The 21,208-nt window shown below is 68.4% G+C and carries 24 protein-coding genes and 1 tRNA gene; 10 read left to right on the forward strand and 15 right to left on the reverse strand.

Translation table 11 applies throughout. The features are described 5' to 3' along the window. Positions 1 to 66: 66 nt before the first annotated feature. Entirely contained in the window at positions 67 to 1,233 is a 1,167-nt protein-coding gene (locus tag PZ894_RS20180; protein ID WP_275747567.1) for a DUF262 domain-containing protein, read from the reverse strand. An 81-nt stretch (positions 1,234 to 1,314) separates the two neighbouring features. Between PZ894_RS20180 and PZ894_RS20185 the strand changes: the two genes are divergently transcribed. The 3 genes from PZ894_RS20185 to PZ894_RS20195 are packed head-to-tail and all read left to right on the forward strand — an operon-like array spanning position 1,315 to position 3,654. Next, the gene (locus PZ894_RS20185; RefSeq protein WP_275747569.1) at positions 1,315 to 1,758 is read left to right on the forward strand and encodes a very short patch repair endonuclease; all 444 of its coding nucleotides are present in this window, start codon (positions 1,315 to 1,317) and stop codon (positions 1,756 to 1,758) included. Between the two features lie 37 nt (positions 1,759 to 1,795). Further along, positions 1,796 to 2,764 carry a NaeI family type II restriction endonuclease gene (locus PZ894_RS20190; RefSeq protein ID WP_275747571.1) on the forward strand — a complete coding sequence of 323 codons (969 nt, stop codon included), beginning with the start codon at positions 1,796 to 1,798 and terminating at the stop codon, positions 2,762 to 2,764. A gap of 44 nt (positions 2,765 to 2,808) precedes the next feature. Then, positions 2,809 to 3,654 carry a hypothetical protein gene (locus PZ894_RS20195; RefSeq protein ID WP_275747573.1) on the forward strand — a complete coding sequence of 282 codons (846 nt, stop codon included), beginning with the start codon at positions 2,809 to 2,811 and terminating at the stop codon, positions 3,652 to 3,654. 34 nt (positions 3,655 to 3,688) lie between these two features. On the opposite strand, the gene PZ894_RS20200 is transcribed toward PZ894_RS20195, so the two are convergent. From PZ894_RS20200 to PZ894_RS20215, 4 genes are all read right to left on the reverse strand, one after another. Next, on the reverse strand, positions 3,689 to 4,681 hold the full coding sequence (locus PZ894_RS20200; protein ID WP_275747575.1) for a DNA cytosine methyltransferase: 993 nt from the start codon (positions 4,679 to 4,681) through the stop codon (positions 3,689 to 3,691). Positions 4,682 to 4,852: 171 nt separating this feature from the next. Further along, positions 4,853 to 5,059, reverse strand: a complete 207-nt coding sequence (locus tag PZ894_RS20205; protein WP_275747576.1) for a hypothetical protein — start codon at positions 5,057 to 5,059, stop codon at positions 4,853 to 4,855. Between the two features lie 111 nt (positions 5,060 to 5,170). Beyond that, positions 5,171 to 7,180: a hypothetical protein gene (locus tag PZ894_RS20210; RefSeq protein WP_275747577.1), complete on the reverse strand. Its 2,010-nt coding sequence runs from the start codon at positions 7,178 to 7,180 to the stop codon at positions 5,171 to 5,173. 376 nt (positions 7,181 to 7,556) lie between these two features. Further along, positions 7,557 to 8,123, reverse strand: coding sequence for a hypothetical protein (locus tag PZ894_RS20215; protein ID WP_275747578.1), 567 nt, complete (start codon positions 8,121 to 8,123; stop codon positions 7,557 to 7,559). Positions 8,124 to 8,753: 630 nt separating this feature from the next. Between PZ894_RS20215 and PZ894_RS20220 the strand changes: the two genes are divergently transcribed. The 4 genes from PZ894_RS20220 (at position 8,754) to PZ894_RS20235 (ending at position 11,410) form a co-directional block, all read left to right on the forward strand. Next, positions 8,754 to 9,173 carry a single-stranded DNA-binding protein gene (locus PZ894_RS20220; protein WP_275747579.1) on the forward strand — a complete coding sequence of 140 codons (420 nt, stop codon included), beginning with the start codon at positions 8,754 to 8,756 and terminating at the stop codon, positions 9,171 to 9,173. Between the two features lie 15 nt (positions 9,174 to 9,188). Continuing rightward, on the forward strand, positions 9,189 to 9,683 hold the full coding sequence (locus PZ894_RS20225) for a hypothetical protein (protein WP_275747580.1): 495 nt from the start codon (positions 9,189 to 9,191) through the stop codon (positions 9,681 to 9,683). Positions 9,684 to 9,821: 138 nt separating this feature from the next. Beyond that, entirely contained in the window at positions 9,822 to 10,106 is a 285-nt protein-coding gene (locus PZ894_RS20230) for a hypothetical protein (protein ID WP_275747581.1), read from the forward strand. Beyond that, the gene (locus PZ894_RS20235) at positions 10,106 to 11,410 is read left to right on the forward strand and encodes a hypothetical protein (protein ID WP_275747582.1); all 1,305 of its coding nucleotides are present in this window, start codon (positions 10,106 to 10,108) and stop codon (positions 11,408 to 11,410) included. The genes PZ894_RS20230 and PZ894_RS20235 overlap by 1 nt, the downstream gene beginning before the upstream one ends. Positions 11,411 to 12,049: 639 nt before the next feature. On the opposite strand, the gene PZ894_RS20240 is transcribed toward PZ894_RS20235, so the two are convergent. The 10 genes from PZ894_RS20240 to PZ894_RS20285 form a co-directional block, all read right to left on the reverse strand. Next, entirely contained in the window at positions 12,050 to 13,321 is a 1,272-nt protein-coding gene (locus PZ894_RS20240; RefSeq protein WP_275747583.1) for a tyrosine-type recombinase/integrase, read from the reverse strand. After that, positions 13,318 to 13,551, reverse strand: a complete 234-nt coding sequence (locus tag PZ894_RS20245; RefSeq protein WP_275747585.1) for a helix-turn-helix domain-containing protein — start codon at positions 13,549 to 13,551, stop codon at positions 13,318 to 13,320. The genes PZ894_RS20240 and PZ894_RS20245 overlap by 4 nt, the downstream gene beginning before the upstream one ends. 156 nt (positions 13,552 to 13,707) lie before the next feature. Continuing rightward, positions 13,708 to 13,783 (reverse strand) — tRNA-Ala (locus tag PZ894_RS20250). Between the two features lie 68 nt (positions 13,784 to 13,851). Then, a complete protein-coding gene (locus PZ894_RS20255) occupies positions 13,852 to 14,334 on the reverse strand; it encodes an SRPBCC family protein (protein ID WP_275747586.1) in 483 nt (160 codons plus the stop codon). 18 nt (positions 14,335 to 14,352) lie between these two features. Further along, the gene (locus PZ894_RS20260) at positions 14,353 to 15,276 is read right to left on the reverse strand and encodes a hypothetical protein (protein WP_275747588.1); all 924 of its coding nucleotides are present in this window, start codon (positions 15,274 to 15,276) and stop codon (positions 14,353 to 14,355) included. Between the two features lie 67 nt (positions 15,277 to 15,343). Continuing rightward, the gene (locus tag PZ894_RS20265; protein ID WP_275747590.1) at positions 15,344 to 15,946 is read right to left on the reverse strand and encodes a GNAT family protein; all 603 of its coding nucleotides are present in this window, start codon (positions 15,944 to 15,946) and stop codon (positions 15,344 to 15,346) included. Then, positions 15,943 to 16,419, reverse strand: coding sequence for a molybdenum cofactor synthesis domain-containing protein (locus tag PZ894_RS20270; protein WP_275747592.1), 477 nt, complete (start codon positions 16,417 to 16,419; stop codon positions 15,943 to 15,945). Before PZ894_RS20270 ends, PZ894_RS20265 begins: the two co-directional genes overlap by 4 nt. Beyond that, on the reverse strand, positions 16,416 to 16,901 hold the full coding sequence (moaC, locus tag PZ894_RS20275) for a cyclic pyranopterin monophosphate synthase MoaC (RefSeq protein WP_275747594.1): 486 nt from the start codon (positions 16,899 to 16,901) through the stop codon (positions 16,416 to 16,418). The genes PZ894_RS20270 and moaC overlap by 4 nt, the downstream gene beginning before the upstream one ends. Further along, positions 16,901 to 18,139 carry a gephyrin-like molybdotransferase Glp gene (gene glp / locus PZ894_RS20280; protein ID WP_275747596.1) on the reverse strand — a complete coding sequence of 413 codons (1,239 nt, stop codon included), beginning with the start codon at positions 18,137 to 18,139 and terminating at the stop codon, positions 16,901 to 16,903. Before glp ends, moaC begins: the two co-directional genes overlap by 1 nt. After that, the gene (locus tag PZ894_RS20285) at positions 18,132 to 19,520 is read right to left on the reverse strand and encodes a UTP--glucose-1-phosphate uridylyltransferase (RefSeq protein WP_275747597.1); all 1,389 of its coding nucleotides are present in this window, start codon (positions 19,518 to 19,520) and stop codon (positions 18,132 to 18,134) included. Before PZ894_RS20285 ends, glp begins: the two co-directional genes overlap by 8 nt. A 23-nt stretch (positions 19,521 to 19,543) precedes the next feature. Here PZ894_RS20285 and PZ894_RS20290 point away from each other — a divergent pair, with 23 nt between their 5' ends. From PZ894_RS20290 to PZ894_RS20300, 3 genes are all read left to right on the forward strand, one after another. Then, entirely contained in the window at positions 19,544 to 20,131 is a 588-nt protein-coding gene (locus PZ894_RS20290) for a 5-formyltetrahydrofolate cyclo-ligase (RefSeq protein ID WP_275747598.1), read from the forward strand. A gap of 62 nt (positions 20,132 to 20,193) precedes the next feature. Next, positions 20,194 to 20,517 (forward strand): FmdB family zinc ribbon protein, encoded by a 324-nt coding sequence (locus PZ894_RS20295; RefSeq protein WP_275747600.1) that lies wholly within the window; start codon positions 20,194 to 20,196, stop codon positions 20,515 to 20,517. Positions 20,518 to 20,577: 60 nt separating this feature from the next. Further along, positions 20,578 to 21,207, forward strand: a complete 630-nt coding sequence (locus PZ894_RS20300; RefSeq protein ID WP_275747601.1) for an SAF domain-containing protein — start codon at positions 20,578 to 20,580, stop codon at positions 21,205 to 21,207. Position 21,208: the final 1 nt, after the last annotated feature.

Below are 21,208 nucleotides of genomic sequence, written 5' to 3' on the forward strand. Positions count from 1 at the left end.
GCTTGTACTCAGCGTCGAGTCCCCGCCACAGTGAAAGCGCCTCGGATCGAGCGCCCCAGTGTCCCGTCACTTCCGGCCTAGCGTTCGTCGCGCCTCTTCGAGTCGACCGAAGACGCTCTCGCGGTGTGACGTGCTCTGCGTGACCAATGGTCCGTACGTCTTCGACTTCCGAAGCGTGCCGAGATTGCGTCGCAACGACGTTGTGGCCGGAAGCGCGTCCTGCTGGCTGAGCCACATCAGCGACGCCAAGGTTGCGTCCACGTGCGCTGCGTTTAGCCGACCGTCGTATCGCAGGGCGTCGGCGCCGTCCGCAGCGAAGAGTGCGTGCGTCGCCGCTTTGAAGGCAAGCTCGAGGGCCTTAGCCGGCTTGCCCTTCAGTTCCCTGTTCCGCTGTAGGTAGCTGTTGAGAAAGTCTGACATCGGCGGGCGGTACGCATCGCGTCGCAGGTCGGTGTTGGTCCAATCGCCATCGAGAGTCTCGACAACGTCCCGAAGGGCGAGCGCGCGGAGGATCAGCTCGTGATCCTTCAATCTAGGGTGGAGCGCGCCGAACAACCTGCGCCAGTTTTCGTCGTGGTTCAACTTTCGAATGAAGTCTTGAACGGCACCTCTAAAGAGGGCCACCCGGACCTCCTGTGGCGTCAGGATCATGCCGCCGCTGTTCAGCCGGCCGAAGAGGCGGTACACCGAGTCCGGACCGTCCTCTCCCTTCGGCTCAATGATCGTCGCTTGAATGAACGTGTTATCCAGGCGCCGTCGGCTCTCCGGCTTGAGGGTCTCGTAGGTGGCACCCTTCAGGTGCTCGGCTACATCGTTAAGCACGAACGGGGTGCCATCGGGGTACAACCCGTCATAGAAGGCTTGAAGGGCCGTCAGACGCTGCTGACCATCGAGCACCAGGTACCGCTGGTCGACGTCAAGGACGAGGAAGATGCTAGGCACCGGCCAACCGAGAAGAAGTGACTCGATGAAACGCTCCATCCTCGGCTTGTTCCAGACCTTTTGACGCTGGAAGCCGGCGATTGTCGACCCGTCGGACTCGTCCGGATCGAACCGCGGGACAAAGATGTCTCGGTCCTCAAGGCGCCGAACGAGCCCACGAACATCAAGGTCGGCGCCCAAGTACGTAAGAGACGACTCGCCCATCTCATAGAGTCCCTCGTCGTCCTCGATGCTCTCATCGTCGACCTCGACCTCTACGAAATCCTCGGCGCCCGCCTCGCTGCTCGTCATGGCGCTCACATTAGGAGACGCGACGTCCGATGCGCAGGAAGGTTCAGAAGGACACGAGCAACGCCGACATATCATCGGCTCGTGACGTCAGACCAAGACGATGCCGGCTCCTGGGCTTCGTCACCAGGGCGGCGCCGGAACATGCAGGCGAACCGATCCCGGGACACTGCCCCCGAACTGGCCGTGCGTAAGCGTCTCCACGCGGCCGGGCTCCGCTATCGCGTAGCGACTCGACCGGTCGCCAGCTTTCGTCGCAAGGCGGACATCATCTTCACGAAGAGCAAGATTGCGGTGTTCGTTGACGGCTGCTTCTGGCACGGCTGCCCGGAGCACGGCCGCCGGGAGTGGCAGCACAATGTCGAGTACTGGCCAGACAAGATCAGCAAGAACCGAGCGCGGGACGTTGACACGACCAACCAGCTGACAGCATCCGGTTGGCAAGTCCTCCGCTTCTGGGAGCACGAGGACCCCGACGCCGTGGCGGCCACCATCGTCGAGGCCGTGGCGCGGGCCAAGACACCCTGACATCCCCCGCAAGGCCGCAGCCACCTATCTTCAGCCTGTGACCGACGAACAGCTGCCAGGCATCAGCAACGCAGGGCTCGACCTTGACCCGGCACGCGACGAGATCGCGAACGCATTCCTGCGCGCGGACCCTACAGGCGAGCGCCTGGCCGACGTCTTCCGCGAGACCTTCGACCTGCTCTACGACGGGCAGCACACCGGACGGTATCGGTGGGATCAGCTCATGAAGACCGAGAAGACCCACTACGGCAGCATGTTCGAGATCAACCTCCGCCGGGCCTTCAACGATGTCATCGACGATGTCCCGGATGACGACAGCCCATTGGACTACCGAGTCCTCGGACACGACATCGACTGCAAGTACTCGCAAACCATGAACCAGTGGATGCTCCCGCCAGAGTGCTTCGGCCACCTGCTCCTAGTCGCCACGTCCAACGACCAGCGGGGCACCTGGAGTCTGGGCGTCGTGCGCGCAAGCGACGAAAACAGACGCGAGAAGGGCAACCGTGACAAGAAGACCCAGCTCAACCCGCGCGGGACATCTCAGATTCAATGGCTATTTCGAGATGCACAGTTGCCGCCGAACATCCTGCTGTCACTCGACACAGCCACGATCGACCGCATCTTTGCTTCGCGACATGGAGCGGCACGGATCAGGGAGCTCTGCCGCCTGGTCACCGGCCGCATCATAGGTCGCAACACCGTGGCAACGGTTGCCCAGCAAGACGACTACATGGCGCGCACAAGGGACAACGGAGGCGCCAGGACAACACTTCGACCAGAGGGCTACTTGATTCCCGGTGGTGACTACGAGGTCCACCGTGCCGTCGCTCGCCAGCTCGGTCAGCCAGTCCCACGCGATGGCGAGATAGTGAGCTTTCAGGTTGTGCCTGCCAACCCGAGCGACAAGATGACCGTGGAGCTAGACGGTCGCCTGTGGCGAGTAGCCCGACCAGGTGAATCCATCACGGAACCGGCTCCAAAACTGCCGAGAACCACTAGGTAGCGGCGTGACAACTGACTGGCCATGGTGCCGGCTACGTTCCAGCCATGGTGGACGACCGACCACTCCCAGAGCCTGACAGCGAAACGCTGCTTGGCCTACTCAGCGGCGGACGCTCGATCGCTCTCTACGGACTGCTTTTTCGGCGTCGACAGAATCCACCCACGGCGACGGAGATCGGGTACTTCCTTCAGAACGTCGCGGGTGAGGACGCCGAAGACGTTGACCGCGCCCTGGCTCCGCTCCGAGCGCACTTCGCGGTCGTGGCAACGGATGACGAGCCCGCTCGCTACTTCCTGACTGGGTGGCTTCACATTGAGCAGGGCGCCGTCTTTCAGCCGATCGACCTCCGGCTGCGAGCAGAAGTCCTGGCACCACAGTGCTGCGCTCAGTGCGGCGATCGGCCCATCCCTGACGGAGCGCGACTCCGGCCCGCTCAGCGCATCCCGATGAGGTGGGGAGGCCAGGCAACGCGGGAGAACCTGGAACCGCTATGCGAGGACTGTGCGACCGGCCGCCAGCAGTACTTCCAGCGGTGGGACCACCTGGCTGATCAGATCGCGCTCGCCGTCAACCATGCCGACCCGCGGATGCGGCTCGGCGAATTCCTGCGAGTGATGTCGCCGGCGTGGGTCCGCGCCGATCTCCTTGAGGCGGTCGCCTCGGCCAAGGAGTACCAGGATGACTGGAACCGACGGCTACGCGATCTTCGCTTCCTGGGCTGGGACTACGAACACCAAAACCGCAAGACCGAAGGATCGCGCACCTGGGCGTACTACCGCTTCGTGAAGGCCGCGCCCTGGCCCGTGAACATCCATGCGGCCATCAAAGCGGAGGCAGACCGACGACGTGCGGCACGGAAAGACCGCACTGCCGACGCACTGGACCCGTGACGCCGAGCAGGCCGCCCGGCTGAATCGTTCCTAGTCAGCTTGCGACTGCGCGCAACTTCGACTTTCCCTTGTCTGCCTTGTTCGCTGCGCGGATCGCGCTTGCGATGCTGCCACCGATGGCTGCAGCAACAGGCGGCGGGAAGGCGTTGCCGATCTGCCGATAAGCAGCCGTCTTCTTGCCGTAGAACTTCCAGTCCGGATCGAAGCCCTGAATTCGGGCTGCCATCTCGCGCGTGAGACGCGGCATGTGATCAATCGGATCGCTCGCAGTGGGCGGGGCATCGGCGATGCCGCGCCCGTCAACACCTAGCGCGGCCCAGGACGCGCGTGCCCGCGTCGGCCCAAGGTCGGGACCGCCGTGCTTGCGAGATCCCCCGACGATCGTCGGCCCAATCCCGATTGCTCGCTTGGTCGCCCACTCCTCGGCCCCCGGCCAGCCATCGGCAGCCATTAGGTCGTGCAGAGCCTCGCCAACCGTCATCGGCGACTTGACTGCGGTCGGCCACGAGAAATGCTTTGCTACGTCCTTCTGGAGCGCAACCAGAATGAATCGAGGGCGCAACTGCGGAACGCCAAACTCACTCGAGTGAAAGAGCTGCCACTGGGGCTCGTAGTCCATACCCCTGAGCTCATCGAGGATCGACTCTCGGTAGTTATCGAAGCGAGAACTCGCCAGGCCCCTGACGTTCTCGAGCATGACCGCCTTCGGCTCGCCCTCGCGCACCAGGCGCATGGCCTCGGGGAACAGATCCCGCTCGTCATCCGCCCCAAGCTGCTTCCCAGCAATCGAGAACGGCGGGCAGGGCACGCCGCCAGCGAGCAGATCGAGGCCAGCGGCGTAGGGCGTGATGTCGAAGTCCTTGACGTCCTTCTCGATGACGTTCCACTTCGGACGGTTCAGCCGAAGGGTCGCACACGCGTCGGCGTCGATCTCGACTGCCGCAGTGTGATCAAAGCCTGCCATCTCGAGACCAACTGACTGTCCGCCGGCGCCAGCACAGATTTCGACGCAGGTCAGGTTGGGCACGGTAGGCTCCTTTTCGAGTCGAACACTTGTTCGAACGGTCAGAGTCTGCCAGAGGCTTCCGACAGGGAAGAAGTTCGTGTTCAGAGTACGGACACAGGCACTCAATCTGGGATGCGACGCGCCGTACGGCGCGCACGCCAACCCTATATCGGCCGGTGTGTGTCCGAACCTTCAATGGGCATCGAGCATGTCAAGGTCCGCCCGATCCACAAGCATCCAGACGCCATCCTCAAACATGACCTCGAGCGATGCGGTCCCGTCCCGGTTACACAGCTCGTTGATCAGGACGAAGACCTCGCCGTCTCGGTCCAGCGCCTGACCGTCCCTGGTCCGGCGCGCGTGTAAGGTTTCACGCGGGCGAACGGACTTGAGCGACACGGGTTCATCGTGCCAGTCGACCGGCCCTGAAGGACATCCTTCGCACGAAGGATGGGCCCGCCGGGCCGGTAGCGTCTCACTGCCCTTCACCAGGTCTCGCCCGAAGGTTGCCTACAGTGTGCTCCACCTCGGCACTCCCGAGGCCTTCAACGAGGGCTGGGGGTCATCTTCGGGTGCGATTTCTCGGCGAGCCGTCAAGACGTTCGGAAGTCTCAGAACAGGTCCCCAGGTCTCCCAGAAGGTCCTGATGCGCTCCGTGGAGGCAAAGGCATCGACGCTGTAGCAGGTCGTGGTTGGACCCAGCGCGGCGAGATCAACTTCGAGCTGGTGCACCGTTTCAGCGAGTACTCGGAGCCTTGTCTGGGAGGGCGCAGCGATGCGGCATCCCTCGATAGCGAGTGCCGCGACGCTCACACGCCCGCGTACCAATTCGAGCGTGTCTCGGTCCCAAAGCACTGGTGCGCCGTCGATCGCAGACAGAACGTCGTCCGCTCCCATCCAAGCAACGGACCGAACCGCCACGGACTCGGTCTCTAGCCGTCGCCGAGCATCCAGGTTGGCGGGCAAAAATGTTCCCAGTGGGAGGGCAGCGAAGGAGGTCACGGCCTTGCTCCAAGCAGGGTCGGTCAGGTCGAGCGCTTCACGGCTGACCCGGACCACTGCGTCATCTTCACCGGTCCGGTAGACCTCGAACTCATCGAACCCGGGGAGGACGCGGTTCGTCAGCAGCATGGCCGCGAAACAGGGATTGATGTCCTCTTGGTCGAAGCGCTCCAGACGCAACTCGATCCTGTTTGAGTTGAATCCGAAGTGATCCACGCGAAGGCCGTTGGTCCCCATGAACGCTTCGGCCCGGCGCCAACCCTGCATCCTCCCGACCTCACCAGGCATGGGCAGTGCAGCCGTCGGCTTCACGGTGCTTCCAAGGTGGTGGGCCAGTGCTGCCTCGCAACCCCTTGCAAGCGCAGCCGCGCCTATCGTGGCCTCGCGCACTTCACTCGGCGAAACGGTCTCGCGCTCGACAACGTAGGTCCCTCGCCGCCCATCCCACTCGAGCGCCTCATGGGCCTGACCGTTTCGGACCTTCGTCAACAGGATTGGCTCGACGAGCCGGCTCAGCCAGTCTCGATCTGCAACAACCGCGTCCCGCAGCGGGCCGAGTGTGGGTGGCGTACTCCAAGTGCCCTGGCGAAGCGCGCGCATCATCCAGACGTACTCCCGGACGGCTCCCTCGAGAAGGCGCTTGTACGCCTCTACGCGCAGATGCGCCTGGGCTTCGGCGTCCCGTTCGGCTACCGCGGCCTTCAGCGAAGCGTAGGCGCGCCGACGGCTCTGCCGGAGCGCCTCGTCGCGAACGTCCAAGCGTTCGAAGATGGCATCGATGACCTCGACGTAACCCTGCGCAGAGGCGGCCGCGAGCCGAGCGCGCATCGACATCATGACGATGTACGACTGCACCGGGTTCGGCGAAGCAGCGATCCATCCACACACGCACACCAGAGTCAGGACGTCGTCGACCGGCTCGATCCCGAGCGAAGCTATGTGCGGAAGTAAGACGCGGAGTAGTCCCCCATTGGACCCATACTTGTAGGCCTCCAGCACACGAGACGGGCTGAAGTCCTGCGCGTCGTCAACCGGGTCCCGGGTCATCACGAAGGTGTCGCGGAGGGCGTGTCCTTCGACCGTTGCAGCCTGCATTGGCCATTGCGCGACCGAGTTCGTCAAGTCCGGCTCCCGGTGGAGCTGCTCGCCAGCTTCGACCGCGCTCAGCACCAGCTCGATGGAGGCATCCACCGCTTCACCCAACTCGAGTGCGAGAGGAGCCGGAAATGGCTGGAAGGGCGTCAGCGCCACAATGAGCGCCGCAAGCTCGTCCCGTATTTCAAGGAGGCTTTCCATCGAGCGTCGCAGATCATCAAACCCGCGTTCCGGGCCGAACAGAGGCGGAGACATCGCCTTACTCAGTTGACCGATGAGCAGCTTGACGGCATCGGCATAGGCCGCCCAGACCCTGGGCTCGATGGGCAGGGTGTGATCGCTGCCTACCAGCCAGCGGCGATCTGACAAGCCGCGCCGAATCGGCTCAGTGAGGCGGTGTCTCGCGGTGAGCGGAAGAGCCACAGGCGCGATCGTAGGTCTCAACGCGGCTTCCCGACGTCCCAATTACGTGGGGATTGCTGCACGAACGGGTGACAGCTCGCGCTAGGCCGTCTGAGTGGCGGGCGTGGTCATATTGGGATCCTGCCGGAGGCCTGCTCACTGCAGACCCGGCCGACTGGTTAGGCGCGGAGCGCGTCAGCGTCCGAGGTGTTGCCGTCGTTTGTAGTGCAACCTCCGGAAGCGTCATTTCGCCGCCTGCCGGCGCAACTGAGTTATCGGATCCGACGATGGGCGACCGCCCCGTCCTATCGGCGATCCCGACGCCAGGAGTTAAGCAGGGAGCAACCGACGGCGAACCCGGCGAGAAGGAGGATCCACTGGGCGTAGTCAGGCATCACTAGACCGCGTTCCGGCGGAAGGTGAATGCTCTCGCGGCTGCGGCCTGCTCAGCGTGGCGACGACGGATCCACCAGCGCCGTCCGCGACGAACAGCGGGAACACGTCCCTCCTTCGCGAGGCGGCCGACGTACTGCGCGGAGCATCCGAGGAGGACACCGACGGTGGCGACATCGAGCCAGACATCGCCGTCCTCGGGCGGATCCATCGGCTCGGGTTCCGGCTGAGCTTCGCGGCGGGCTGCTACCGCCGCACGCGCGTGTTCCCTGGCCTTGCCCCAGGCGAGTGCCGAATCGAGAGCGACGGTCGGTTGTGGCCCGTGGTGCGGCCGGTGTCGGATCGCGCCCTGTGCGACCGCGTACTCGACGGCTTTGACGGAGCACCGAACGAGATCGGCGGCGCGTGCTTGCGTGACCCATTCGGTCATGCCGGAGGGATGCCCAGCCTGCTTGAGGTTGAAACAGCGAAGGCTCGTCAACTGGCTGGTGCCCGACAGATGGCGGCAGCGGCACGCAATCGCGGCCGAGCATCTCGTCTGCCGCGAGTCGCGCGGCCTGAGGTCGGTCATTCCTCGTCAGGGACGCACCACCGCGATCGCCTTACGTCGCGGAGGTTCGACGCCATTGGCCGCAATAGAGCTTGCGAGGCTGCCGCGGATCCGCGAAGCAAGCTCGGTAGTGCACGGCGGTCCCCGACCCGAATGTGTGGTGGAAGCGCGAACAACCGGTGCCTGGGTACGCGCTACGTCGATGTTTCCCAGTGGCACCGTCTGTCTTCCAAAGTGCGACCCCGTCAGCTACCCCTGGACCTTTCAGACACAGCCGGACCGAGTCGGTGTCGAGCAGGCGGACGGTGACCCGGACCGAACCGGCCACGTTGCCCTTGACGGTCGCCCTCGGGCCCACGGGATCAGCGGCAACGGCAGGCTCAAAGGACGAGAACACTAGACATACCGACGTCAACAGCATGATCGAAAACCGGCGGCCAGGAACTGACACTCGCATGGGATCTCCCGAGAGGGCAGGTTGATAGGGCAGTCCTACCCCGATTGCGCGTGATCATGCCGTTCAGCCGTTCGAGGGAGTAGCCCGGCCGATCAGAGCCGTCGTCGCGCTGCTTCTTCCGCGCTGTCGAGGCGCTCGCACCTGAAGGGACAGGAGCGGCGCCATGCAGGAGCCGCGAGAGATCGGGAGTTCCCATGTCCATTCCCACCCAGATGAGCCTGGCCGGTTTCATCGCGTCCGATGCGGACCTTCACTTCACCACCGCCGGCGCGGAGTACGTCCGCCTGCGAGTCGGGGTCGAGCAGTGGCGCAAGGAGCCGGTCGACGGGAGCTTGACCAAGCTCGATCCGACGTTCCACGACATGGTCGCCTTCGAGAGCACCGCCAGGGAGCTCCACGCGAGGTTCCGCAAGGGCGACTCGTTCGTGGCAAGCGGCTACGTGCACGAGTACGAGGTCGAGCGCGACGGCGGCAGCGTGGTCAAGGAGGAGTTCGTGGCTCGGAAGATCGGACACAACGTCAACAAGACCGCCTACGAGGTTCAGCGCCGCCGGCTCGCGCCCGATGCTTCGTCGCCAGCCACTAAGCCTGCCGATCCGGCGATCGGTTTCTGACGTCCGGTGTCAGTGATGTCGAGCGCAATGGGCCGCGACGAACCGCCCGGGCCGATCAACTGGAACCTCCTCGACGCCGACCAGGCTGAGGCGGAGTGGCGAGACCTCGACCGGTTCGTGATGTGGCTCAAGACCGCGTTCGGGCTCTCGCCGGCGATCGTGCCGCCGTACTGGCACCGTCACGACGAGCTGATATGGGAGCTCTCCGCACTTCACCTGCACTTCCTGGCCTGCTTCGACGAGGTGGCGTCGCCGTCGGCACCGATTGCGTGGATGCGCGACTTCGCCGATGCTCGGCACCGCCTGCGGGAATGGGTGTCCGCCTGCGGGACGCGGCTCGACCGTGACCGCCCTAGCAGGCAGAGCGTCTGGCCGGGCGAGGCTGGCGAACCGTCGGGCGGTGAGGTGATGATCGAGGACCGGCCGGCCGACTTCGAGGAGTTCGTCCGTGCCGACGTAGCCAGTCGGCGACGCATCCAGGCCGTCGTCGATCAGCAGCTCCTGGGCTGACTCCACCGTCGCGTCCACGCCTGCACCGGCGCTACCTGTCCACAGGACGGCCGTGCGGCGTGCGCGGTCGGAAGCGATCCTCCTGAACATGCAAGCACTTCTCCGGAGGCCACCATGCAACTGGAACACGCTCGATCCTTGGCTCTCGGCCGCGCCTACGTGGCCGCCCTCGCCGACCACGCCGCCGCCGAGGACGCGGCCTCGGCCTACGAACACGTCCTCATCGAGCTCGACCGTCTCCACGACGACCAGAGCCCCGACCTCGCCGTCGACGCCGCCGACGTCGACCGCGATCTGTGGTTCGAGCTCGCCATCGTGGCGATCGCGAACCTGACCCGGCATGGGGTCGAGCCGCTCAGCGTCGAGCTGATCTGTTGGATGCTTCTCGACGCCCACGCCGCAGACGCCGGGCAACGCGGCTGATGTACGCCGAGACCGGCGCCGCGATGCGCGCTCCGCTTGCCGAACTCTTGCGGCAGCACCGGGTACAACGGCGCCTCGGCGACTCGCCGACGCAGCGTGCCGCGGCCGGACAGCAGATCCGTCAGTATCGCCACACCGTCCTCAGCTGGTGTGGCCAAGCTCTGTACGCGGTCAGTCCGCTGACGTTCTCCAACCAGCCGACCGTCCCGGCCAACCCCTTCCGCCTGGCCGCCGCCGGCGGCGGCACGACGCCGGCTGGCGAGCTCGCCCGCTCGGTCCATCTCGCCCTCACCGGCGACTCGGCTCCGGGCGCCTCACTCGAGCAGCTCACCACTCCGGCCGGTCACCCGCACGTCGATCTGTGGCGTCAGGTCGCTCGGGCGGCCGCACTGGCCGAGCACGACACGGCACCGGCGGTTGCCTCGATCATGACGGCACCACAGGCTCAAATGGTCGTGGCGGACGTCGCCGCGATCGTCCAAGCCCTGGTCGTCCTCGACCAACGCCATAGCAACACTCCCGAGTGGGAACACCTAACCCACAGCGCTCGACTCGGGTGGGCAGCACTGGCCGCGGCACTCGACGTGCACCTCGGGCGACCGGACTACACCGTTGACCGGCTCGGGTGGCGCCCTCCGGTCAAGCCCATCGCCGGGCCCGCAAGGCCGGGCGCCCTTGGGGTGCTGCAAGCCGAGCACAACCTCGTCGTCAAGCTCGGGTCATCCCTGCCGAGCACCATCAACCTGCGCTACGTGATCGATTCCCAACGGCTCCTTTCGCGGCACCTCGTGCCCTTCGCGAACAGGCTCGACGACCGGCTGGCTACCCGCTGGAACACCCGCGCTGACGTCTACGCCGAGCTCCAGCGCCACTTCCGCAGCATCAGCGGACTCCTCGGCACCGGCGGCGGCGCGGCGGCCGCAGAAGGGGCCAACGCCGTCGACCGGCTCCGACGCCTGCCGGTCGACACCATCGTGGAACCCCGGGTCCTGGGCGGTCTGCAACTGCTGTTCGACCGACTCGATCAGCACATCGTCGACCTGGTCGAAGACGGAGTGAACCACGGCGCGTTCGCACAGCGAACCCGACTCCCCCGCCCCGCCGAGACAGACGACCTCGCCGCCAAGGCGCGGGACCAGATGACCCCGGTCGACCCCACAGACAACCGCGGCCTGATCGGCACCATCCGCGACTTGATCCCTCGTCAGAGCCAGACGATCACGACCCCAGGCGTGACACGGGCCGAGGTCCACTCAGCGCTCATCCATCGACCTGAGCGCCGTACGAGCGACCTGAGCCTCTGACCCGATGGGCGAGCACGAACGCATGGAGGCAAGGCCGTGAACAGCACCCCCGCCGATCTCCGGGATATCGATCCTTCTGCGGGGCCCGATCCTAGGCACGTTTTCCTCGACGCAAGCGCGGTGATGCAACGCTACGGATGGGGCAAGACGAGGGGCTACCGAAACCTGAAGGACCGCAATCAGGTGCCCCCGCCTGCAGTCACCCATCCCGACCGCTGGCGCTTGGACCAGCTCATGGCATGGGAAGAACGCAGGATTTCCTCAGCCGATGCGGCGGGAGGCGAGCCTCGGCACGAGAAGCTGGCGAATCTCCTGCCGCCATCGAAGCGACCAGGTCGCCGATCCACCTGACCGCCAGCCTCACAACTACGCTTCCCCGCAGACGGCCCTGGCATCCGACGCCGATCAGCAGGCAGCAGACCCCATCTGTCCCTGCCTGAGTGATACACGAGAGTGATACACGAGGCGCGGAAATCCGCGACCAACGATGTCAATCCGCATCTTGTAACGGCCCAAATCAGGACCAATTTGAGCGCGAAACGGCCAATCCTGCCTCAAGTAAGCGGGGCAAGGATCACGTGGCACCAGTAGCAGTTCCTCGGGCCATCTCGGGCGATCTCGTTCAATCGCGGGGTTCCGCTACGCCACCTCGTCGGTCTCCTGGTCGACGAATTTCAAGAGGTCGGCCTCGCCACGGGCGGCGGGGCGGTCGAGCAGGGTGCCGTCGGGTCCGAGCGGGCGCAGCGTCCGTTGCAAGTGCGTGGCGGGGGTGAGGTCGACGCTGAGGTCCTTCTCGATGTAGTGGCCCTCGGTGATCGCGCTCGAGGTGTGGCCGAGGAAGGTGGCCGCGGCCTCGCTACCCATTCCCCGGGCGACCACGGTCGCGCCGGTGCGGCGGTACCAGCGCAGGCTGATGCCCGTCTCGTCCAGGCCCGCCAGCTTGAGGAAGTCACGGAAGGTACGGCGCACGTTGTACGGGCTCAACGGCCCGCCGACCCGGTTCGCGAAGATCGTCCGCTCCGACTCCTCCGGGCCGATCGCGGCCAGTCGGCGACGCAGCACCTCGGCCGCGAAGTCGGGGACCGGGATGCTGCGTGCCGATGCGTGGGTCTTGGGATGCGGCTGACGGTAGGTGCCGGATGCCCGTGTGTAGACGACCGTGCCGGTGACGTGCACGACCATCCCGCGGTCGCTGTCTGCGACGTCGCAGGGACGCAGCGCCAGCGCCTCACCGGGGCGCATCGCGGTGCCGAGGAGCACCTCGATGATGTCCCGGACGTTGCCGTCACTCTTCGGGCCGGGAAGGCCCGGCACGGTCCGCCAGGAAGCGGCCGCGGCGCGGATCGCCGCGATCTGGTCGAGGGTGAGCGCCTGAGGGGCGCGTTTGATCGACGGCAGCGGGGACGTGCCCTCGACCGGATTGCGGGCGAGGGCGTCGTGGCGGAGCGCGAACCCGAACAGCAGATTCAGCAGGGTGCGAGACCGCCGGGCCATCGCGGTCGAGACCGCCGCCTGGGACTTCAAGAACCACTCGACCCGGCCGGTGGTGATCTCACCGAGAGTGAAGTGTTCCAGGGCCGGCCCGATGTGCAGGCGCAGGTGGTCGCGGTATCCGTTCTTGGTGGTTTCGGCCAGGTCTCGCCGGTCGAGGTCGGCCAGCCACAGCTGGGCAAGCGCGGGGAACGGAGTCGACGGGCTCAGCGCGCCGTTCACCCCGCGGGAGGGCCGCTCGAGCAGCCGCTCCTTGAGGCGGGCCGTGGCAGCCCGATGGGAGCCGGCAGTAGCGGTGACCTTGCGCAGCCGACCGTCCGCGTCGCGGATGCGGGTCTCGGCCACGCACCGGTCCCGGCGGGTCATTACGTAGATCTCGCCGTAGGTGCCGATCGACGTCCGCGGCCGGCCGCCGCTCATAGCGCGCTCCGGCGCGGATGCCGCCGCTGGTCGGCCTCCTCAAGCCCGGTGAGCCAGGCCTCGACCTCGCTGATCCGGAACCGGAGCTGCCGGCCGACCCGGAACCCGCGCGGTCCGCGGCCCTGGCTGCGCAGGTCGTAGATCGCCTGGACGCTGACGCCGAGGTCAGCGGCCAGCTCCGAGATAGACAGGACGGCTTCGAGGGCGGGGTTCGCGTTGGTGGTCTCCATGACCCTCAGGTGCGCGAGCCCTGCCGAGAGACGCCGAGACCAATCCGGCCGACGCCGAGGCGCCGGGCCGTGGATGGCTGAAGTGCCGAGTTTGTGCCGACTTTTCACTCTGTCTCCTCGGGGAGGAGCTTGGAGTTGCCGTCTGACCTGCGATTTTGGTGGAGCTGAGGGGATTCGAACCCCTGACCTTCTCATTGCGAACGAGACGCGCTACCAACTGCGCCACAGCCCCAGGTTGTCGCGTCCGAGGACGCGGTGGGAAACGTTAGCACCCGCTCACGGCCGTCACCGAATCGACCCTCAGGTGAGCAGGAGGTCCTCCAGGCGCTCGAGTGCCTGACGGGCGTAGCCCTGCCACATCCGGCCGAACGACGGCATCAGCAGCGCCGTCGCGGCCGAGGTCGGGCGCACCGACCACGTCCAGGTGATGCGTACGCCGGTGCCGGCCTTCTCGAAGCTCCAGCGACCGTCGATCGACGACGCGAGGGGGCGCAGCGGTCCGTGGACCTGGTCGATCCGGTAGCCGAACGAGTCCGGCCGTTCGACCGAGGTCAGGGTCTCGCGCATCGTGCTCCGGTCGGCGAGCACGATGGTGCGGCTCTGCCCCACGGTCCCCCAGGCGTCACCCGGGTCGCCGCTGTGGTCGCGGACCTCTCGGATGGCGGGCAGCGCAGCGTACCGGCGTGCGAAGAGCTGGGGCAGCGGGAGCGGCAGCAGCGTGTCGAAGGCGCGAGCGACACCGACGGGGTAGGTGCGCGAGCGGGCGAGCTCGAGGGCGTCCATGTCCCCGCAGCCTAGGGCCTAAGAGCCGACCGCGCGCGTGTCGTCACCGTCGCGACCCGAGCGCGCCGCCTTGTCGGCCTCGTCGGCCTCGCGGGCAAGCTGGGCGTCGGCGTCGGTGCGACCGGACGTCCAGACGCCGGTCGAGTCGAGGTCGATCGTGCGGACCGTGCGCCGGGTGGCGGCCGGCTTGGTGACGTACGTCGGGAGCGTGACCGGGACCGGGTCCCACATGGCCGGGTCGACGATCGCCGCGATGCCGGCGGAGGTGTCCTCCATCGGGTCGACCTCGTCGGGCTCGTCGGGCTCGTCGGCCACCTCGTCGGGCTCGTCGACCGTCTCGTGCTCGGCCTCCACCGGCGTGGGCGCCGTCGACGGCTCGACCGTCGTCCGGTCCTCGGACCGGGCGGGGAGCGCGCACTGCTCACCCCTGACCATCACCCGGCACAGCACCAGCCAGGCGACGAGCAGAACCGCGGGGATCGCGACGTACGGCCAGGCGACGACCGCGAAGGCGGCGAGGCCGACGACGACGAGGTTGACCAGCACCAGGGCGCCGAGCACGTTGCGGCGCCGCGCCGTCGCGCGCCGGGCGGCGGCCCGACGGGCGCGGACCTGCGCCGGGGTCAGGGACGCGGCGATCTGCGCGGCCTCCGCCTCGCGGGCCGCCCTGCGCTCGGCCTTCGCGGCCCGCTTCTCCGCGCGTACGGCGTGCCGGTCGATCGTGACCTCGACCTGCGACTCGACCTCGACGGAGCGGCCCTCCGGCGTCACCAGCCGGGCGGTCTTCTTGTCGACGGGTTCGCGACGCGCGAGCACTCGCAAGGTGTGCGAGAAGCGGTCGACCGTGCGGCTGCGGGCGTCCTCGTCGTGGTGCTTGAGCGCCTTCGGGACGAGGTAGACCGCCCACGCCACGGCGAGGGCGACGAAGATCAGTGCGCTCATGTCCACGAGTCAGAGGTTATGAGCGCTACCTCATGCCACCGCGGATGTCCACAGGTGTGTCGCGAATTCACTCGTGTGACTCGTGGGAGTCGAGCCGGCGGAGCATCCCGTCCGGGCACTCCTCCACCGTCACGGCGTAGATCCGGTGGTCGCGCCAGGCACCGTCGATGTGGAGATACCTCGGCGCGAAGCCGACCTCGCGGATGCCGAGCTTCTCCACCACCCGCAGCGAGTTGGAGTTCTCGGGCCGGATCGCCACCTCGATCCGGTGCAGCCCGGCGGTAGCGAAGCAGTGGTCGACGACCAGCGCCAGCGCCCGCGGCATCACCCCGCGCCCGGCGTACTGCTGATCGAGCCAGTAGCCGACCGACGCGAACTGCGCGGAGCCGCGCACGATGTTGTTGACGGTGATCTGCCCGGCGAACCGGCCGTCGACGTCGACGGCGAAGGGGTACGTCGCGCCGGCGCGTGCCTGCCGGTGCAGCCGGCGCACCAGGCTGCGGAACGTCGCCGGTCGGGCGTCCGCGCCCGGCGGCACCGTCGCGTCCCACGGCGTCAGCCACGCGGCGTTGCGGCGCCGGGCGTCCCGCCACGCGCCCGCGTCGGACGCGGTCAGCGGCCGGACGACGACTCCGTGCGACTCCAGCCGGGCCGGCCAGCCGGTGGTCAATGGTCGCTCCCCACGACCTGCTCGACCGCGTGCACGAGCACCGGACGCAGCACGGCGAGCCCGTCCTTCACGCCGCCTCGCGAGCCCGGCAGGTTCACCACGAGGCACTGGCCGACGACACCCGCCAGTCCGCGCGAGAGGACGGCCGACGGGACGCCGTTCGCGACGCCGTGGGCCCGGATCGCCTCGGCGATCCCCGGCACCTCGAAGTCGAGCAGTGCCCGGGTGACCTCCGGGGTGCGGTCGGTGGGGGTCAGGCCGGTGCCGCCGGTGGTCAGCACCACCCGCGCGCCGCCCTCGGCCGCTGCGGCGATCGCGGCGCCGACCGGCGCGCCGTCGGGTACGACGACCGGTGCGTCGACCACGAACCCCAGCTCCTGGAGGAGCGCCACGATCAGCGGCCCCGTCGTGTCCTCGTAGACGCCGGCCGCGGCGCGGTTGGACGCCACGACGACCTCGGCCCGCAGGTTCATGGGCGCGACCAGTCGCCCGACTTGCCGCCGGTCTTCGTCTCGACCCGCACATCGGTGATCACCGCGCCCTTGTCGACGGCCTTCACCATGTCGACGACGGTCAGCGCGGCGACGGAGACCGCGGTCAGGGCCTCCATCTCGACGCCGGTGCGGTCGTTGGTCCGCACGGTCGCGACGATCTCGACGCACGGTGCCGGGTCGTCCGCCACGGCGAGGTCGACGGTGACTCCCGAGATCGAGAGCGGGTGGCACAGCGGCACCAGCGCCGGCGTCTGCTTGGCGCCCATGATGCCCGCGATCCGGGCGACGGCGAGCGCGTCGCCCTTCGGCACGCCCTCGCCGCGCAGCAGCGCGACCACCTCCGGGGAGACCAGCACCCGCCCCGAGGCCGAGGCCGTGCGGGCGGTCACGTGCTTGCCGGAGACGTCGACCATCCGGGCCGCACCCGAGTCGTCCACGTGGGTCAAGCGCGGTTCCGACATCAGAACTCCTCGTCGAGCCTCAGCACCTGCACCGGGGCGCCGGCGTCGAGCGAGGTGACGTCCTCGGGCACCACGACCAGCGCGTTGGACGATGCCAGATCGCCGATCAGGTGGGAACCGTGTCCGCCCACCGGCGTGACGTAGGGGCCGCCCGCGTCGACGTCGTACTCCCCCCGCACCAGCTGGCGCCGGCCGGCCGGCGATGCGATCGCGTGCGTGAGCCGGGCGGGCGCGGTCGGCCGCTCGTACGGCGTGCGGCCCATGAGCTTGCGGATCGCCGGCAGCACGAACTGCTCGAAGGAGACGTACGACGAGACCGGGTTGCCCGGCAGCGTGAAGATCGGCGTGCGGTCCTCGCCGACGTGTCCGAAGCCCTGCGGCTTGCCGGGCTGCATCCGGATCCCGCCGAACCAGACGGTCCCCAACGGCGTCAGCGCCTCCTTGACGACGTCGTAGTCGCCCTGCGAGACGCCACCGCTGGTGACGACGATGTCGGCCCGCACGAGCTGGTCGTGGAGCGCGTCGAGGAAGGCGCGCGGCTCGTCGGGCACGATCCCGACCCGGTAGGCGATCGCGCCCGCCCGCCGCGCCGCCGCGGCCAGCAGGAAGGAGTTGCCGTCGTAGATGGAGTCGCGGGCGAGCTGCGTGCCCGGGTCGCGCAGCTCGGAGCCGGTGGACAGCACGACGACCCGCGGCCGCGCGCGGCAGCCGACGGTCGCGCGGCCGACCGCGGCGAGCAGGCCGACGTGGCGCGGGCCGAGCACGGTGCCCGCGGAGACGATCACGTCGCCGACCGCGACGTCCTCGCCCGCCGACCGGATGTGCTGTGCCGCGCCGGGCGCCTGCTCGATGCGCACCTGCGCGACGCCGCGGTCGGTCCACTCGTAGGGCACGACGCTGTCGGCTCCGGCAGGCACCGGCGCGCCGGTCATGATCTTGGCCGCCGTGCCGGGCGGCAGCGCGAGCAGCCCGTCCTGGCCGGCACCGATCTCGCCGACCACCGGCAGGTGCACCGGCGACTCCGCGGAGGCCGTGACGACGTCCTCGCGGCGTACGGCGTAGCCGTCCATCGCGGAGTTGTCGAAGGAGGGCAGCGCGACCTCCGCGACGACGTCCTCCGCCGCGGCGAGCCCGAGCGCCTCCATGAGCGGCTGGGGGTAGACCGCCAGCGGCTCGATCGCCTCGAGGACGCGCGCGCGATGGTCGTCGACGCTGCGCAGGTCGGGGAGCTCAGACATCCGCGCCAGTCGACAGGACCGTGTCGGCCGCGATGCGCTGGGCGGAGCTCGCCTCGAGCGCGACCTCGCCGACGACCTGCACGCCGTGACCGAAGGTCCAGTCACCGTCCACCCGCAGCGCCTGCGCCTTCTTCATCGACGGCGCGCCCTCGGGGAAGCGCTTGTCGAACTCGCCGACCACCTTGTAGTAGCTCGAGTCGAGATCGACGAATGGGACGTCGGCCGCGACCTGGTCGAGCACGAAGTCCTGCCCGATGTCGTAGACGTCGGAGCGCAGCACCAGCAGGTCGTTGGTGGTCTTCACCGGGATGAACCGGTCGCGGCCGACCTCGATCAGGGCGGAGTCCTCGAAGACCTCGATGGCCGCACCCATCGCGGTCTCGATCTGGATCACCTCGGGCGTGGACTTGTCGCTCGGGTCGAGGGTCTTGACGTTGCGGATCAACGGCAGCCCGAGGATGCCGTCGCGGCGGTCGAGCTCGTTCTGCATCGCGACCAGGTCGAACCACAGGTTGTTGGTGGAGCAGAAGCGGTGCCGGTCGAGGTCGGCGAGCGCCTCCAGGTCCGCGGCGGGGGTCTGCGCGGTCTCGCGCAGGACGAGGCGGCCGTCGGACCTGCGGCGGGCGAAGTGGCCGCCCTTGCGGTCCGACGGCGTACGACGCACCGCCTCGATCGCGAACGGCGCGCCGCTGGTCGCGAACCAGCCTGCGACGCGCGGGTCGGGCACGGCGCCGAGGTTGTCGGAGTTGGAGACGAACGCGTAGCGGTAGCCCGCCTCGATGAGCCGGTCGAGCAGGCCGGTGCCACGCAGCGCGGTGTAGAGGTCGCCGTGGCCGGGCGGACACCACTCGAGGTCGGGGTCGCGGGGCCAGCTGGCCGGGCTCAGGTCCTTGGCGTTGAGCTTGGGCTCCTTGTTCTGGAGGAACTCCAGCGGCAGGCCCTCGACCGGGAGGTCCTCGTAGCGCGCCAGGGCCGCCATCGTGTCGGCCGACGTGCGGAAGCTGTTCATGAAGATCAGTGGCAGCGTCGCGTCGTGCTCACGCCGCAGGTGCAGGGTCTGGCGGGCGATGATGTCGAGGAACGACAGCCCACGGCGCACGCACAGCAGCGACTTCGCCCGGTCCATCCCCATCGAGGTCCCGAGCCCACCGTTGAGCTTGACGACCGCGGTCGCGCGCACGGCCGCCGCGCCGTCCTCGTCGCGCACCCGCACCCCGTCGATCGACTCCATGTCGACCGGGTCGATCGAGGCCTCCGGGATCATCCCGGTCTCGCCGTGCTCGAGCAGTCGAAAGTAGTGCGCGAAGGTCTCGATCGCGATCTCGTCGACGCCCGCGGCGGCCATCTTGTCGCGTGCCTTCTGCAGGCCAGCAGAACCCATGATCACGATCGTAGGCTTCCCGCGTGACCCGCAGGCAATCACCGGCCAAAACGGCCGTCCGCGACCGACTGCTGATGACCCGGAGGCGCCGCTCCGCCGTCGAGACCAACGCCGCGGCGCGCGCCATCGCGGGCCATCTGATGGACCTGCCCGACGTACGCCGCGCCGCCACGCTGGCGGCCTACGTCTCGACGGCCGACGAGCCCGGGACCGGCCTCCTGCTGGACCACCTCCGGGCGGCCGGGAAGCGGGTGATCCTGCCCGTGCTGCTGCCCGATGCCGACCTCGACTGGGCCGTGTACCGCGGCCCGGAGGACCTGCTCGCCGCCCGGTTCGGGCTCCTGGAGCCGGTGGGCGAGCGGCTGGGCCTCGGGGCCGTCGCCACCGCCGACGTGGTGCTGGTGCCGGGGCTGGCCGTCGACGCGCGGGGCAACCGGCTGGGCCGCGGTGGCGGCTCCTACGACCGGGCGCTGGGACGAGTGCCGGTCGGGACCGTCACCTGCGTGCTGCTCTACGACGACGAGGTCGGCGTCGAGGTCCCGGTCGAGCCCCACGACCGCGCGGTGACCCACGTCGCGAGCCCGTCGGGCGTCGTGCGGCTGCGCGCCTGAGGTCGTCGCGCCGTCGGGTACCATTGGCACTCGTCAGGGTCGAGTGCCAGCGAAGGAGAACCGTGCCGACCTATCAGTACGCCTGCACCGAGTGCGGCCACGCGTTCGAGCAGTTCCAGAGCTTCTCCGACGACGCGCTCACCGAGTGCCCGGAGTGCCGCGGCCGGCTGCGCAAGCTCTTCAACGCCGTGGGCGTGGTCTTCAAGGGCTCGGGCTTCTATCGCACCGACAGCCGCTCGGGCTCGTCCGGCGACGGCGGCTCGTCGACCGAGTCCTCGGGCACGAAGGCCGAGAGCGCCTCCGAGGCCAAGTCCGAGAAGAAGTCCGAGAAGAAGTCCGAGTCGAAGCCGGCCGCAACGGCGGCGGCGGCGTCCTCCTCCGACTGAGCGCGCGGGCCCTGTGGAGAGCCGGCGCACGACCCCGGCCTCCTCTCCTAGCGTCACGGCATGTCCGCCCGTGACCGTCTCGCCGCCCTGCGCCGCACCCTCCGCCGTACGCTGCTCGCGCGCCGACGCCTGCTCGCGGCGCTGCTGACCGCAGTCGCCGTCGCCGCGGGTCTGCGCGCGACGACCACGGACCCGCCCGCCCGGGTCGTGGTGACCGTGGCCGCCCACGACCTGCCGGCCGGGACGATGCTGGACGCCGGCGACGTACGCCACGCGGAGTTCGCGCCCGGGTCGGTGCCCGAGGGTCTCGCCCGCGATCCCGCCGGCCGCACGCTCGCCGCGCCGCTGCGGGCCGGCGAGCCGGTGACCGACGTCCGCCTGGTCGGCCCGGCCCTCACCGACGGCTATCCCGGTCTCGTCGCGGTGCCCGTCCGGCTCCCCGACGCGGGGATGGCCGGACTGCTGCGGGTCGGCGACCGGGTCGACCTCGTCTCGGCCGACCCCCAGGGCGGCTCCGCCGGGGTGGTCGCCGACGCGGTGCCCGTGCTGGCGCTCCCGGACGCGCCCGCCGAGGTCAGCGCGACCGGGCTCACCGGGCGGCTCGTGGTGGTCGGCGCCGAGCCCGGCGACGTCGAGCGCATCGCGGACGCGTCGGTGCGCACCTTCCTCACGATCGCCTTCTCGGACTAGC

The sequence above is a fragment of the Nocardioides sp. YIM 152315 genome, assembly GCF_029210375.1.
Lineage (GTDB): Bacteria > Actinomycetota > Actinomycetes > Propionibacteriales > Nocardioidaceae > Nocardioides.